At 43.8% G+C, this 16,321-nt stretch carries 8 protein-coding genes; all 8 read right to left on the minus strand.

Features of this window, described 5'->3' with window-relative positions; translation table 11 throughout:
* Positions 1-193 precede the first annotated feature (193 nt).
* From NL42_RS07785 to NL42_RS07820, 8 genes are read right to left on the minus strand one after another with little or no spacing between them, the layout of a single operon-like run.
* Entirely contained in the window at positions 194-955 is a 762-nt protein-coding gene (locus NL42_RS07785) for a 4'-phosphopantetheinyl transferase family protein (RefSeq protein ID WP_461312342.1), read from the minus strand.
* The gene (locus NL42_RS07790) at positions 955-2,808 is read right to left on the minus strand and encodes an alpha/beta fold hydrolase (RefSeq protein ID WP_461312343.1); all 1,854 of its coding nucleotides are present in this window, start codon (positions 2,806-2,808) and stop codon (positions 955-957) included. The genes NL42_RS07785 and NL42_RS07790 overlap by 1 nt, the downstream gene beginning before the upstream one ends.
* 53 nt (positions 2,809-2,861) lie before the next feature.
* Entirely contained in the window at positions 2,862-4,133 is a 1,272-nt protein-coding gene (locus NL42_RS07795; RefSeq protein ID WP_461312344.1) for a porin, read from the minus strand.
* The gene (locus tag NL42_RS07800; RefSeq protein ID WP_461312345.1) at positions 4,130-7,813 is read right to left on the minus strand and encodes an outer membrane lipoprotein-sorting protein; all 3,684 of its coding nucleotides are present in this window, start codon (positions 7,811-7,813) and stop codon (positions 4,130-4,132) included. The genes NL42_RS07795 and NL42_RS07800 overlap by 4 nt, the downstream gene beginning before the upstream one ends.
* A gap of 24 nt (positions 7,814-7,837) precedes the next feature.
* Entirely contained in the window at positions 7,838-11,797 is a 3,960-nt protein-coding gene (locus NL42_RS07805) for a non-ribosomal peptide synthetase (protein WP_461312346.1), read from the minus strand.
* Positions 11,794-12,054, minus strand: coding sequence for an acyl carrier protein (locus NL42_RS07810; RefSeq protein WP_336168967.1), 261 nt, complete (start codon positions 12,052-12,054; stop codon positions 11,794-11,796). The genes NL42_RS07805 and NL42_RS07810 overlap by 4 nt, the downstream gene beginning before the upstream one ends.
* Positions 12,051-13,826: an acyl-CoA dehydrogenase gene (locus NL42_RS07815; RefSeq protein ID WP_461312348.1), complete on the minus strand. Its 1,776-nt coding sequence runs from the start codon at positions 13,824-13,826 to the stop codon at positions 12,051-12,053. The genes NL42_RS07810 and NL42_RS07815 overlap by 4 nt, the downstream gene beginning before the upstream one ends.
* 50 nt (positions 13,827-13,876) lie before the next feature.
* The gene (locus NL42_RS07820; RefSeq protein ID WP_461312347.1) at positions 13,877-15,766 is read right to left on the minus strand and encodes a fatty acyl-AMP ligase; all 1,890 of its coding nucleotides are present in this window, start codon (positions 15,764-15,766) and stop codon (positions 13,877-13,879) included.
* Positions 15,767-16,321: the final 555 nt, after the last annotated feature.

The following is a 16,321-nucleotide window of genomic DNA, read 5'->3' on the forward strand; positions in this document are numbered from 1 at the left end:
GAGTTCGAGTCTCGTTTCCCGCTCCAAATTTAAAAAGCCCTAGTCGAAAGACTGGGGCTTTTTTCTTTTTATTGATTCATAATTTTTGCGGTCTATGTATTCACAACATACTTTATTGAGAATGGTTCAGTTCAAGGCCAAGTATTTCATTACTAGATTCACATTTTTAAATCGTCAGTTATAACGATTCAATCTAGTTATATTTACAAGGTATTGGGGTTATTTGATGCCTAGATATAAAGGGTAATAATTGAAAGCAGTCCAAACTAAATCTTTCTAGGCTACGACTTTGTTGTAAACATATAGAAAAAATGAAGTTATAATCATATATATAACTTTCAAAATAATACTCTTCTGTCTTTTGAGCATCATTGGTTGAGTCGAGAAACTGTATATGCTCAGGCAACACATGAAAGTTGAGCATTTTTAAATGACGGCTCATTCCTTCGCCAGTACATTTGATATAGGCTTCTTTCAAAGTCCATATTTGAAAAAATCGCTGGTATACACTGGATGAATCAGTGAGTTCTTTATCTTTAATCCATTCAATTTCACTTAGGTCTAACACACTATCGACACGCCTCCACTCAAACTCATGATCCACTTGTTCAATATCAACTCCTATTTCCCCTTCTTCAGTCACAGCAAGGATAATTACGTCCGCTGAGTGAGTAAGATTAAAATATACAGCCTTACCGCCTTGTACAAAAGGCTTGCCGCTGGGATGTAATTGGAGGTTGACCTCGTAGGGTGAGATGCCTAGCTTATCTGCCAATACAGTCTTCACTAATACACGAGAGATCAAGAAAAGACGAGCCGCCTTAGGGTGATATTGATCATATCTCAGCTTCTCTGCCGAACTGAGCAAGCCGAGATAATGACTCAATACCAAATGGTCTTGTGGTACCCTTGAAACTGGGCAGACATAAACCTGTACTTGGGCTACATCAGACATTAGGAAGCTGTGGTGCTGTTGTACTTCGTCAGAGCTGGTGCAAGGTAGTCATAAACCGTATCTACATGGGTAACGTGCGGATTATGGCCTGCGCCTGCAATGATATGTACAGGAATATCTGAGCTTATTGTGGTAACAATTGGGTCTTTATCTCCCACAATGATTTCAACTTTAGAGCTAAGCTCGTTTAACAAAGCTGTCTGAGTTGCTCGCTGTTCTGGCAAACTAATGCGGTGCATATACTCACTAATATGCTTGGCTACGGACACCCGACGTAATGAATCCATCGCATAATCAACAGACGGATTTTGCTGTCCATCTGGATGTAGGTCTTTAGCAATCATATCTTTCGGTACAAAACGGAAAATTAGTTTAGATATGGCTTGTATCTGAAACATTTTAGCAGCCTGCGCCTGAACAAAATAAGGCGATATGAGGATAAGGCGTGCAACTTTATCTGGATATTTCTTTGCAAGATTCAACGCAAAAAGACATCCTAACGAATGTGCAATAACAACGCTATTTGGTGCTAAAAGCTCTGAAGCTGCATCAATAAACTGACGGTTGTTATCTTCCATCATCTCATAACTACCTGAACGTCCAAGCCCAGGCAAGTCCATCATAGCGATCTGATCATATGTGATTTTATTGATTATCGGAGACCAACATGCACTATCAAATGGAATCCCATGTAAAAATAATGCAGAAGATTTTCCCGATATAACCGGCTGTTTAGTATAGATTTCTGTCCAATATCGATTCTGATAACTGAAACAACTAGGTGTAGGTACTTGCATGCGACCAAAACGAGTAAACACCAGACGATCAATCCAGCGAGAGTAATAGGGACTGATATTGATTAGGTCTGCGATGCCCATTTTCGCGGCCTGCGCTTCTGCCCCAGCGACATGATAGTGCTCGGTAGAAATGAAAGCGAGTTGCTCTTTAGAACCACCAAGCAATACCTCAGGTAATTTCTCAAGCAGAACTTTGGGTAACTGTAAATGTGGTGCGCTGACTCCTAAGTGCTCGGCAGCTAGGTGAACCAAGCTATGAAACTTTGGTGTCGCTGGATCAAGCAACATATATTCCTGAGCGATGGTCTCAGGATAAGACATCGTTCGGATGAGAAAGCTAACGATATACTGCATATTGCACAATGGCAGGAATGTATCACGCCCACCTGGCAATGCCAGCAGACGTCCCTGATACAGCTTATCAATCATGTCAGCAATGCCAATATATTGCATATCACCATACGTATAGAAACCATCAATGACTGTCGCTGGATTTATTGCAGTCCATGGCACATTTAAACGCTTACAGGTCTCAATGAAAGCTTGATGCCCTAAAATTTTCGAAGCCTCGTAACCACCATATTTGCAATACAAATCATCAGCCGACTCTTGTGGCGGAGTAGCCACACGATATCCACCAATCCAGATAAATCGCTCAAGCTGCTTCAATGTTGCAGCCCATTCAATCAAAGTGAGTCCTGATTTAATATTCGTACGCTCAGCTTCAGCTTTGCTAATGCCCCAATTAAATGATGCAGCAAGATGATAGATAACATGGATCTTTGCCTGAGCATCCGCTAGTAGAGAGTCCAGCTTAAAGTCGCGGCTCAAATCATATTCGACAAAAGAAATAGACGGATCAGCCAACCCTTGCGTTGCAATGAAGCCTAACAGCTTATCTTTCTTGGTTGCGGCATTGCGCAGCGCAGCAATCACTTGATGACCTTCCCGCAGAAGTTCAACGATCAATCTGCTGCCAATAAAACCTGCCGCACCTGTTACTAATATGGTCTTCCGTGAAAAATTATCTTTTTTTGCGTTATTTAAATTATCCATAAATCACCTTATTAGGGACTGCAAACTCCAGCATTATTTTGGAGCGAATTATCTTAAAAATTATATCGAATCTGGGCATACACCAGACTGTTATCTCTAAATTGTCCTAACACCGTATCATTTCTGCCCCAGAAACGATCTCCACCTGCATTCAATTGCCAGTGATCATCAAGGCTGTAATTAATACGTACTCTTAACAATTCATTAGGCTCTGGTGCAAAGTAAAACCCTGTTACTTCTAATTTCAGATTGTCATTCAGTAGGTTAAGTGCATAGCGTAGCATAGCTCCATACTGATCTTGCTCATATTGGTTACTGATTGTTTGCTGATAACGGTAGACTGTACTCAATGATGGATTTGTTAGGCTGTTGGCAGATCTAAAATCCTCGGTATGTTTGTATACGCCTACTAAACTCAGTGTGGAATTCTTCAATGCTAATTCTGGACCCATGACCACGGTCAGATTATTTTTTTTGTGCGTAAGATCTTCGCTGCCATTCGAATCAGTGTGCGTATATGCCGCTTCACCTCGCCACACGATATCGTTATGGTTATAACTAAAATCAAATCCATAGACGGACATAGGATTGTTTTTCAGTTGCAATGTTGCCCCTGTTGGAGACGCTGAAAGAACTGACAGATCGGGCATATGATCCAAACCTGAGAAGTACGATGCTCCAACATCCAAACCATCTACAGAATAATCCCAGCGCATTGCAAAGGCAGAACGGCTCTTATTATCTATTTCATACTGGACACCAGAAATCTGGCGCAATGGAATTACATCTGATCGACTACGCGGATACCACAATGCCGTCCATTTATTGGTTCCTGATTCAGGAATATATGTCAATTTGAGAGCATCATTTCCAAGACGTTGATCTGTCTCATCTGGCACCAGCCGCGTATAGTCACGGGGTGATAGATTATCCGTTGGGTTAATCCCATCAGCTCTTCCCCAGACTACAATCTGGCGACCAACATCGACATAGACTGTCTGATCCAAGTTATAAGAGGCATATAACTCACGTAAGTTGCGATTTACCTTACTCACCTGATCTGGATTTACAGTATGGTCCGTTTCGTCTCCAATATTTATGTCGTAATGGATCTTAAACTCTGGATTAAACTTGAGCGTACCATTGGACCAGAAACTTGCTTGTCCAATGTTTTTTAATGAACTTAAATCACGATCCGATGACCACATATCGAATCTAGCCGAGTTCTGGCTCACGAAACTAATTTCGCTGTCATCTGCATAAGCATGCTGCAGTAGCATAAAGCTACTGCAGCATGCAAATACCCAATAGGTACCTTGCGTCATTTCTCAAGACTCTGCGGTGAGAAAATCTTATCAGATAAGGTTTTTTCTGCGACAAAATCATTGACGATAACTTGTGTCATATGTTGAGTTTGCAGATTTTTCGCCATAGATTTCATGGCCTGCCATCTTGGTTTCACTTTGCCATAAGGGCGGATATCCGTGAATTCAATATGCTTTAACGGTTTACCTGCAGTATCCCAAATGTCGATAGTTGCTGTAACAAAGTTGTCTTTCATTATGCACATGCGACGTTTGCTATAACCAAAGTCACTCTTCACAGTATTATTGATTGGCGTTGCTTCAATCATGTAGCAATCTTTGCCATTAAATTTACCATCTGCAAGTTTAGTGTACTTCCAGTCACTTAGCTTATAGCCAAGTACATCACCATAACTAAAGTCCGTACCAATAAAAGCATCGCCTTTGTTCGCTGATGCCAAACGACGTACTTTTTTCAATGCAGGCAAATAGACAAACATGCTATCACTGCCTTTTGCATTCTCAATCAACAGCGTCGTGGTTCCCTGTACATCTGCTGGTGAGATGAATTCGGTCAAACGCATATTGTTCTGAGTATTTCCAGCCAGCTTGGTCATGTTTTTAGTCAGACGCACGCGTTGCTCGCCACTTTTAGACGTCAGCACAAATTTGGCACTAGCACTTGAACTCAAAAACTTAGAGGCGTCATCACTACGATTAACAATGTCTTGAACTTCATCTGCATAAGATGTTTTAGGCATCGACATTGTGAGCGCCGTACCCAACAAGAGACTTGTCACAACAGTTTGTGCAACGGTAATGTTCTTCTTATTTGAGGGAAAGATAAAACGAGGTTTCAAGATTAGAATCATTGTAGGTACCATAATTAAGGTTGCAAATACACTGAAAAGCATCGCAATCACAATAAACATCGCTAGCCATTGATGCACATGGAAGCCTTGCGATAAGGACAATACGCCATACCCACCAGCAACAGCAGTCGCAACAAAAAGCGAAGCTTTACCAGCAGTACTTAAAGTTTTACGAATAGCATCTTTGATATCACCACCCTCTTCACTCAAGATTTCTCGCAAGCGATAGAGGAAGTAAATGGCATAATCTGCACCAATACCAACCGCCATGGCTGAGATCAGAGAGTTAGGAATATTGAGCGGAATGTCGAGCCAGCCCATCACACCAAAGATTGCAAGGATCGAGAATAGAAGTGGCGTCAGGACAATCAACCCCGCTGAAAGTGAGCGGAAAACTAGCGCTGAGATAAAGAATACGGCAAATGAAATCTGTAGAATATTCATGAGCTTGCCGTGAACCATTGTTTCAGTCAACGCAATGGTCTGAGTCACATCACCACCAAAACTCACGACAGCTTTATCACCCAATTGACCCGCCATATACGTTTTTAGCGACTCAAGGATTTCTTTGATACGCTGATTACTACCTGTTTTTAGCAGAATCGTGATCTTGGCATAGCGTTGGGTTGTATCAATGTAAGATTCAAAATCAGTCGGCTCACCAGACATTGAATACAGCAGCAGATACTGAGCAACAACATCTTTGGTTGCTGGAACCTGAAATGCCTGTGGCTGATCGGCATTCATTGCCTGATTCATTCTTTTGATATAGTCCACGATAGAGATTGTTTTACCGACCTCTGGAATTGAATTCGCGAACTTTTCTGTATTATCAATCGCTTTTAGGATTTCTGGGTTTTCGATACCATCACGTACCTTTGTATCGACCATGATGTAGAGACTGTTTGTACCACCAAGAGACTGATTCAGAAACCTGTCATCTTGCTGCATCGGTAAGTCGCGCGAGAAGAAGTTGCGGCTATCGTTATCCACCACAATACGGCTTGTGCCAATAGCAAGAAAGACACCCAGTACTGCAATCACCGTCATTAGCATCATTCGCGGACGAACTGACAAAATGACATCGCCAATGCGTTTTGGAATCCAGTCCCAGATCGGTAAACCTTTGCGTGCGACTTTGGTAACCGAAGGCGGTGGTAGCATCGAGCGAAGTACAGGAATAAAAGTCATCTCAATGATCAGCGTACTGATGATCCCGATTCCTGTAAAAATACCGAATGAACGGATAGTCGGAATATTAAAGGTCAACAGCGAGAAGAATCCAGCTGCTGCAATTCCGCCAGCCAATATCATAACCGGACCAACACGAACCATAGACTGCACCACGGCTTCGCTATTCGCAGCTTTAGGTTCCACACCTTCGGCAGTCAGTCGATCAAAGTCTTCATAGTATCGCTTGAGCAACTGCACTGCGTGCCCTGCCGCAATGGCCAGAATCAGAATAGGTGTAGGAGAGTTAAAAATATCCATTGGCTGTTTGAACAGACCCATCATACCCATACCCCATGCCACAGCCAGTAAAGCTGTAACTAGTGGAAGGATCAAACCCTGCTTACTGCGGAATGCTTCGAAGTGCAATAACCCAATGACCAGTATGGCAATCGGGAACAAGATATTGATCCGTTTAGAGTAATCTTCAGCTTTATCCAAATAAACAGGATTGCCGCCGACACTGATGGTCATATCTTTAGACTGTTCAGCTGCTACGATTTTGTTGATCGGGCCCATCATCTTTTGGAAGCCTTCTGGACTTTCCTCAAGCTCAAGCAAAATAGCAGCAGTTTTTTGATCTTTAGATACTACCGAGTTCATATAAATTGGATTCAGTGCCAGCAGTTTTTTCAACTGATCAACATCACTCTCGGTTACAGAACTGTTCGGCAGTAGTTTCTTGGCATCAAATCCATCCGAATTGGCGGTGATCCCTTTGGCCTGACGTGCAGCCAGACTCATCAGAGTAGATCGAACCACGCCCGGAGCATTATCAACTTCTTCGGTAATGCGTTTGACTTTTTCTAACACTTGCGGCTGATAAATATCACCCTGCTTCGGTGTAATACCAATCACGACCATGTACTTGGAGCCGAATTTTTTTTCGATCAGCTTGGTCGAGGTGATATAAGGATGTCCATTAGGTGCAAGTGCGCCTGGATCAATAATAATTTTTACGCCAGATGCAAGATATGCCAAGAAAATCGTCAAAAGCATGACCACAGTCAGCACAATACGGCGATGTCTGAGAATCCATCGCGCATATTGCTCCATTATTGGATGAGTCTTTTGAATTGGCTTTTCAACCTCTTGTGATGATTTTTTGATCTCTTGCGATGGTTTTTCGATCTCTTGCGTTTGCTGACTCACTGCCTCATAGGTTCCACCCTTCTGAGCCAGTGCCTGGAGATTAGCAAGGTCTTTCTTGAACTGGGCAAGAACCATCTTTTTTAGTAGTGCATCGGGAAATACACCAAAAAAGCCGCCTGGTTCTGCCTCAAAGAGCCACTCAATCCATGTACCTTCAGGATGTGGTTTGAAGTGGTAAGTACCCGTATAAAGAAAAGGGCCTTCTAGCACTTGAAAGGCATACAATTCGTTCGGTACCAGATGTGTGATTTCACCTTTAAAGGCCAACTCACGACCAGCAAAGCTCAAACCGATTTCATAATTGCTGCCCACACGCGGAGTATTATCTAGCAGTTCAGAATGCTTACATGACAATTGCCAGCTTGCATCATTGCCCGGATTTGCAAGATATTTAAAAACCTTGTCAATCTCGGCCGGTATGAGGAAAGCATGTTCTATGATCACCATAGTGGTTCTACCTTCTTGTATTTTTTATGCGGGAATTGGATACATCTGATCAATCGTCTGAGCCACAGCCGCGACGTTCTCAGCGAACATAATCGATGAATGGTCACCAGGCAGATCCACTTGAGTAAGCGTATCTTTGATCAGCTGATCCCAGCCCAGACTTTCGCCAAAATCTTCCAGCTCATCTTTGGCCTTAACCAAGAGGATCGGAAAATCTTCAGGCTCTGGGAAATAAGTCTGGAGTGCGACGCCATTCGCCAAATAGGTATCAAAGTAAAGTCGGAAATCTGATGGCTCAGCATCCAGAGGTATAACATTGATAGCCTTAGCTTCTTTAAGCACATGATCAAACATGTGATCTGGACTCAATTCACGCAAGTATTGCGCTGGTATCGTCAGTTTTTTGCCATAAGGCACAGCCAGATCACGAGCAAACCAAGACAAGAGCATGGCATCGTCAGCATCTTCAGGCACATTCTCTGTAATTGGAGCCCGGGTATCGATCATGACAATCCCTGTGACCTGCTGCCCCATTTGACGTAACTGATGACTGATCTCGTATGCAATCGCACCGCCAAAGCACCAGCCACCAAGGAAATAAGGCCCCTCAGGCTGCGTCTTTTGCATTTCAGCAATATAGAGCGTTGCCATGTCTTCAATCGCCACTTCAGCAGCATCTGCTTCAATCAGTCCAGGAGACTGAATAGCGCGCAAGGTACGGTTCGGATTGAGATGGCGCGAAAGCTCCATGTAACAGAAGGTACTACCACCAATTGGATGGAACAGCCACAATGGTTGCTCGTAGGTTCCTCGGCGCATTTCGATTACGATAGAGGGTTTGACTTCTTTATTGTCACGAATGATCTCGCCCAAACTCTCCACGGTGGAGTATTGTGCCAGCAAGGCAACTGGTAGGTCTGTACTAAATGCCTTTTTGAGATGATTGACAAGCTTCACTGCTAATAATGAATGTCCTCCCAACTCAAAGAAATCATCATATATACCGACCCGCTTAACTGACAGAATCTGCTCAAAGGTAGTACACAGCTCGATTTCAATCGAATCGCGTGGTGCAACATAGTCATTGCTCTGCTCAAACACTGGCTCAGGAAATGCCTTACGATCCAACTTATTGTTAGCCGTCATTGGAAACTCATCCAATGTAATAAATGTACTTGGCACCATATAAGCTGGGAGATGGATTTGTAGGGTCTTTTTCAGATCAGCGATGTCAATCTCGTGTCCGATCACATAGGCTACTAGTTTCTGATCGTTACTGGCTGTCGTCTTAACCAACACGACTGCATCTGTGATACCGTCGATCTGTTTGAGAACATTCTCGATTTCGCCTAATTCAATACGGAATCCACGGATCTTGACTTGGAAATCCAGACGTCCGTGATGAGTCAAACGTCCATCCATTCGCAGACAGACTTTATCCCCAGTGCGATAGAGTCGACCAGCATTTGGAAGAGATGGCAAAGTTCTAAATTGCGCATCTGTTAACTCAGGTCGGTGCCAGTAATCAACTGCCAGACCATCGCCTCCGATCCAGAGCTCTCCCATAACGCCCCGTGGTACCAACCGCTGTTGTTCATCTAGAACATAAAGCTGAGTGTTGGCCAGTGGTTCGCCTAAATCAATATATTTTGCATCAGTGATATGGGCTGCACTAGACCACACTGTAGTCTCTGTCGGCCCGTAGACATTCCATAAACAGCTGACTTTGCTCAGCAGTTTTTCTGCGAGTATAGGATCCAGCGCTTCCCCTCCGCTAAGTGCAGTCAGACCTGGGGTGCCGTTCCACTCACTGTCCAAGAGCATTTTCCAAGAGGATGGTGTTGCCTGCATAGCATTGATCGACTTCGCCTGCATATAGTCCACCAGCTGATTACCATCTAAAGACACCTCACGCGGGCACACATGCACCACACCACCGTACATCAATGGAATCAGCAGCTCAACAATTGAAATATCAAATGCATAAGTGGTGATCGCTAACAATTGAGTCTCAGCAGTTGCTTGCAGCCTATCATTCACAGACAGTAAGAAATTGACTATTGAGCTATGCCCAATACGCACGCCTTTAGGCTTGCCTGTCGAGCCAGAGGTATACATCACATAAGCAGTATCACCAAAGGCAAGCGTCTCACGCACTTGCTCAAGGGGCACAACACCAGCTTGATTGATATCCAGAAGCGGTACAGAAACTGTGAGAGCATCCATCAACTCGGTTTGGGTCAAGATTACTTTAGGTTCAGCATCTTCGATGATGTTATGTAGACGTTCTCTTGGGAAATTAGGATCAAGCGGTACATAGGCTGCTCCTGCCGCCCAGATTCCAAGAATGGCCGCTGGCAATAGCACAGTGCGGTCTAGCATCAGACCTACACGATCGCCGTTGGTAATACCATGTGCACGCAAATATTCAGCGATACCAGCGATATGCTGACCTAACTCGTGATAACTGACAGCATGATCTCTAGAAGTCATAGCATAGTTGTCACTACACTTATCAACCTGCTTCAGAATCATTCCCATTAGATCATGTCTTGGATAGTCAGTAACTTGACCACGCAGGAGGCCTAGCTGGATATTATCCGCATAATTAGGTGCGATATCTAACTCAACAATCTTACGCTCAGGATGAGCCACGATCTCTGATAGTACGACTTGCAGTAGTTGCACCATATTCTCAGCAGACTGTGCAGAGAATAGCTCGGAATTATACTTCAGTACGCCAACCAGCTCGCCCTGATATTCACCGCCCATTTCCAGCGTAAGATCCAGTTGACCTTCTTGCTGGCGAACTGGAAAACTTCCTAACGTCAGGTCTTGACCAACCAAGGTAGCTGGGGTCTGGATTGGCAAGAGTAGTTCTTTAAACTCATCCATGCCACCTAGACGTTCCCAGAACATTCCCACCTGAGCCAATGGGTTAATACTGCCATCACGCTTTGGCGATACGGCCTCAACCACTCTGGAAAAGGCAACTTTTTGATGCTTTAGGCTCTGTTTTAATTGTTCCTGCACCTGCTGTGTAAATTGACGTAAAGTCTGATCAGCGTCCATGTCTATGTTAAGAGCAATTGTATTAACAAACTGCCCCAGCGCATTGCGCAAAGAACGTTCAAGTCGACCCGCTACTGCTGTAGCAACAACGAGATTATTCTCATTCGATAGTTTGTGCAGCAGGATATAGAAGCCAGATAGTACGAGTCCGAACAACGTGATCTCATAATCTTTCGCCAAGTTCACAAGGCCAGATGATACTAACTCAGGCACACGGAAAGTCACCGAGCTGCCTTTATGTTGCTGCACAGCGGGACGCGGATAATCAAGCGGAATGCTATGCACATGTGGTGCATGCTGCAACGTATTTTTCCAGAAAATTAGGCTTTCATCAGCATCATCGGTCGCGGTGCTCTGCTGCTTATCCGCATACTGTGCGAACTCGATTCCGTTCACTGCATTCGACTCTGTAACCAGTCCAAAACGCTTACAGACATCACGAAGCAAGAGGCCAATCGACCAGAAATCCATTAGGGCATGATGAATCACGACCGCAATCACATAGTGATTCTGGCCGCGCTCATAACAATGAATACGCCACAACGGTGGCTGAGTCAGGTCAAATGGTTGCTTGGTATCCTGTTCGACCAATTGCGTCAAATCAGAAGCTTCAACATGGCAAGCATCAGAGAAAATAATATTAGGATAGATACGATCCCAGATCAGTTGCTCAATTCCCTGATCATTGGCAGGCATGCTTACACGTAGTAACGGATAATCATGCATCACCGCCTCCAGAATCTCCATCGGCTTATTGCCTAATGGTTGGTTGACCTTTACATCAAAAGCCACCACCATATTGTAGGCACTGCAAGTTGGCTCAAGACGCTGGATATACCAAATACCAAGCTGCTCTGCAGAAATCGCGTGACGCGACAGAATTTCTGGTTCTAGGCGTGCAATGTTATTCATGAAGCAACTCCCTGCTGCAACTCAGAAACGAGGTATTCAGCCAACTCATTGATTGTTGGGTAATCCCAGAGTAGTGTTGGTTCAAGTTCCAGTTTTGTAAGATCTTCTAAGTCCCCAGACACCGACAAAGCAACGATTGAATCAAGACCATAACTGGTAAATTTTTGCTCTGGATCAATCGTCTCAGGCTCTACACGCATTTCTTTAGCTACTAGCGTACGAATGATCGCGCTCCAGTAAGTTTTATCCTTATTCATGGGGTAATCTCCTCTTTAACTGGTTTGGCATCACGCGGTGCCAATGCAAAATCGATAACAGATAACATATGGTTGGTTGAAATTCGGTCCAGCAGATCTGCCAATGTGCTTTCACGTAGTGACGTCTTCGGAGGGGAGGTCTGCCCTTCAGCAGCACTTAAGAAAATGATCAGCCATGCACCATCCTGCAAAGCAGGTCTTAAGCCATGACGGTTAAAGATCCAGAAACCCAATACAGCAATGCGAGCAAACAGCTCTGCATAGTCACGGGCGAGACTAAAACGTAATGTTTCAAACTCTTTAGCTGCCTCTGAACTTGAGAAATAATCCTGAATTTTTTGATCTAGCGTGCGCTGCTCGATAAGAAGCAGATCTGCACGTTTGCGTAGCGTAGACAGTGTCTCAGCAGCCAGTCCCCCGGTAACGTCAGCATCGTTGAGCATCTCGATGATCGTTCCCAGTGACTCCATCACCAAGTCACCATCTCGGTTGAAGATCTCAAGCTCGCGAAAATCAATAGCGTCGGTCTCCACCTGCAAGTCATACAGCTGGCGATAGCGTGCTTTAGCTTCCCCTTGGTCGAGATGGTCGGCTTTTTTGCTACGTCCTTTATTGGCAGATTTGATTTGAAAACTTAGGCTGTCTAGACAGACGGTGCTACTGCCGTCAAACACACTAACAATCAGATGGTCTCTGAAGGCTTTCTGGTACATTCCATCTGCATATGCATTTCTTAAGAAAAAACGCGACCCAAGCACTGAGGAAGTGATCTTAGCCAGTGACTCTACATATTCAGGTACCAGTACTTTGATGATAGGTGACCATGTGCTGAACTGATTGATACAAACATGTAACCCACGCGCGCCAACGAGTGACAACACCTCAGCAGCCAACAGATAGGCATAGGCTGTAGCGAGTTGCTCACGCACGAGCGGAATGTTAATCACTTTTTTGTTATACAACTCGCGTTCGATAGCAAACTCGGTCGCGATGCGTAGCATCGTATCGCCTGCCCCCAGAGAAAAACTACTGCAATATGCACGCGTCACCTGTAGGGTCTTGAGTCCAAGCTCCAACCCCTGACCTTCTTCACCGATCAAGGCATCTTTATGAATTTCAGCATTGTTAAAGCCGATACCACTGATATCTAGCCCACGCATACCAACCGTTGGCAGGCGGTTCAGACTATAAGTTCCCTTAGAAGCCATATGACGCTTATCAAGCCAGAATGCACTCAGGCTACGTGGTCCACGATCATCCGATGTTTTGGCAATCAGACTTAAAGAGTCCCCTAGAGTCGCGCGATTGATCGACCACTTTTCGCCATTTAGAACGTACTTGTTCTCGGTAGATTGTGCAGTCACTTCACTAGATAAAAGATCGGCACCATGCGCCTTTTCGCTATAAGCTAGTGCTGGCGCAGCACCACTCAAAATCCGACTAGCGATGTTTTGGCATTGATTAGGATTACCGCCGATCCATACAATCACCGACCAAGCATTGGTGCTATAGGTCGAATTGATGGTGAGATCACGTCGTGCCAGCACGCGATGTAGATATAGCAACTCTTCACCAATTTCCATGCGACCTCCGAGCTCTGAAGGTACATAAAAACGGTTCATGCCCACAGCATTCAGAAAATCAACAGCACGCTGAGGGTACTGCTCCTTCTCATCACGCTCGATAGCCGCAGACCAAGAAAAATCATTATTGGTATCATGTACGGAGCCTAAAATTTGCTCCAGACGAGCAGCAGATTGAAACTGCCGCAAATTGGACGTAAGTGACATCAGTTTTTGCTCAAATGATTAAAGGGTAAGGATTAAAACAAAGCACTTTTCAAACGATTAAAAATGAGCGCGCGCACTTCTCGTTCCTTGATCATTGAGTTGAGTAGATTGGAGCTATAACGAATCAGTTGCCCCCGCTGCTCACGATCACGGATGACTTCTAAGCCGTTCTTGACATAGTTTCGGGCCATCACCGTTCTACGGTTTGGATGGGTTAAACAAATCAGTTGACCGCGCTCGATCTGCTCTTTAATTTTTCTTCTTCTGATTTTTCCGCTAGTGGTCTTATTGATCCGACCTTGATGCAGCAAATAAACACCTTCTACAGGCAAGCCGATATCAGCCGCCACTTGCTCTTTAACCTGAGTTCTGATGGCGTCAAAATTAAGAGTCTTGTCTATCGATTTCTTTTTGATCTCAAGCACAACCGTAACGCCGTCGGAATTACCGAAATTCACTGCTGCGACACAGCCTTTACGGACAGCAGGATGTGCCGTTTCAACAGAACACTCGATATCTTGTGGGTAATAGTTTTTGCCACGGATGATGATTACATCCTTAAGGCGACCAGTCACATACAGGTCTCCATTTTTAACAAAGCCCATATCACCCGTTCTCAAGTAATGCACTTGACTAGGCTTGCCTGCTTTGCCAAGGATGGTTGCAGCAAAGATTTCCTGATTGACCTCGGGTTTTTGCCAGTAACCCGCAGTGACACTCTCACCTGCTAACCAGATTTCACCGACTTCATCAGCCCCTACCTCTTTGTGGGTATTCGGATTGACAATACGGCAATCAATATGTACGGAGATCTTGCCACAGCTCACCACTTGCACGGCTGTCTGGTCTTGACTGGTCTGCACCAAATTGGCATTCAACTTTTCACGATCGATTGAAATAGCATTGAGAGGACCAGTCACACCACTGACTAAGAGCGTAACTTCTGCCAAGCCATAGCACGGTAAGAAAGTATCCAGTCTCAATTTCGACTGAGTATTGAACTTCTCCATGAAACGCTGCATGACATTAGCCTTGATTGGCTCGGCACCGTTAAACATCACACGCACACGGCTCAGATCAAGCGATGCAGCCTCATCATCCGAGATGCGATGCAGACACAGCTCATAGGCAAAGTTTGGCCCACCACTAATCGTGACACCTTTTTCACTAATGAATTTCAGCCACTTAAGAGGTTTACGGATAAAATCCAGCGGTGACATCACATAGCAGGTCAGGCCCACATACACAGTCTGTAAAACTGAGCCGATCAATCCCATGTCATGATAGACAGGTAGCCATGTAAGACCGATATCATCGGGTTGTGTACCAAAAGCTTCAGCAATCATGACTTCGTTTGCCATGATATTTTTATGTGTGACGATCACACCTTTAGGCCAACCTGTTGACCCAGAAGTGTATTGAAGGAAGCAGATATCTTCTTCAGCAATGTGAGGAAAATCCTTTTCCACCAAGTCACGCTGTAATTCGGCATCAACGGCATGCAATATTAAATTTTCATTTTGAGCTTTTAATGTGATAAGACCTGATAGCTCAAGAATCTTTTTAGTTGTGAGTACCATCTTTGGCTCACAGTCATTCATAATATTCAAAATATTAGAAAAACCGTTGCGGTTAAAAGGCAAGCTGACTGGTACTGCGATAATTTTAGCTTTCAGACAGGCGAAGAACGATACAATAAAATCCAGCCCAGGCTCGAACAGCAACACGGCGCGATCGCCACTGTCTACAAGATTCATTAATATTTGAGCTTGACATTGAACCCGCACATTCAAATCTTCATACGTCAGAGACTGAATACCACCAGATTGGCGTCCTAAATACTCGAAAGCAACCTTAGCTCCATTTAAATTTGCGTGGGATTCCAATGTTGCAATGATATTATCCGTATCCATTACAGCCATAACTTACTCCGATTAATTATAATTCACCCTTAAAACTCGCTAATTCAGAAATTACGTTTCTAGCTGGGGCTTTTAATAAAAATGAATATACTTTTTTGTTTAAAATATAAATTCACATTATATTTTATGTGCGAGTGTCTTTTATTACACCTGTAAGGGTTTACAGGTTGACTTGTATTTATTGAAAATTAAGACCCTAGATTTCTCTCATAAATTATTTTTATTCAGTTTAATATCCTGAGCTCTGGTAATTAAATTAAATCTCCCCCCATCTTTTGCTTCTATTTCGATAATATTTAACGAGACTTCTAAAGTTTTTTGCATACTAACTATAGGCACTGTTCGTATTCTTATTTTGTTAATCTCTTGATGGTAGATCACGTATTCAGCATCTAATTTACTGTGTGTTTTCTTTTCTTAATGGCCATAGAAGATTCAGGTAAAATCTCCTAACAGCCTTTATTTATAAGGATAAAGTACCTAAATAAATCTGCTTCAATTGGCATTTGAATAGTTTAAAATTATGTACAACACCGTGACTAATATATAACCCTA

The sequence above is a fragment of the Acinetobacter sp. GN11 genome (genome assembly GCF_054823985.1).

Excerpts from the sequence above, each read along its gene's own strand:
- NL42_RS07800 (WP_461312345.1), bottom strand. The coding sequence starts at position 7,813 with ATGGTGATCATAGAACATGCTTTCCTCATACCGGCCGAGATTGACAAG.
- NL42_RS07810 (WP_336168967.1), bottom strand. The coding sequence starts at position 12,054 with ATGAATAAGGATAAAACTTACTGGAGCGCGATCATTCGTACGCTAGTA.
- NL42_RS07795 (WP_461312344.1), bottom strand. The coding sequence starts at position 4,133 with ATGACGCAAGGTACCTATTGGGTATTTGCATGCTGCAGTAGCTTTATG.
- NL42_RS07785 (WP_461312342.1), bottom strand. The coding sequence starts at position 955 with ATGTCTGATGTAGCCCAAGTACAGGTTTATGTCTGCCCAGTTTCAAGG.
- NL42_RS07790 (WP_461312343.1), bottom strand. The coding sequence starts at position 2,808 with ATGGATAATTTAAATAACGCAAAAAAAGATAATTTTTCACGGAAGACC.
- NL42_RS07805 (WP_461312346.1), bottom strand. The coding sequence starts at position 11,797 with ATGAATAACATTGCACGCCTAGAACCAGAAATTCTGTCGCGTCACGCG.
- NL42_RS07820 (WP_461312347.1), bottom strand. The coding sequence starts at position 15,766 with ATGGCTGTAATGGATACGGATAATATCATTGCAACATTGGAATCCCAC.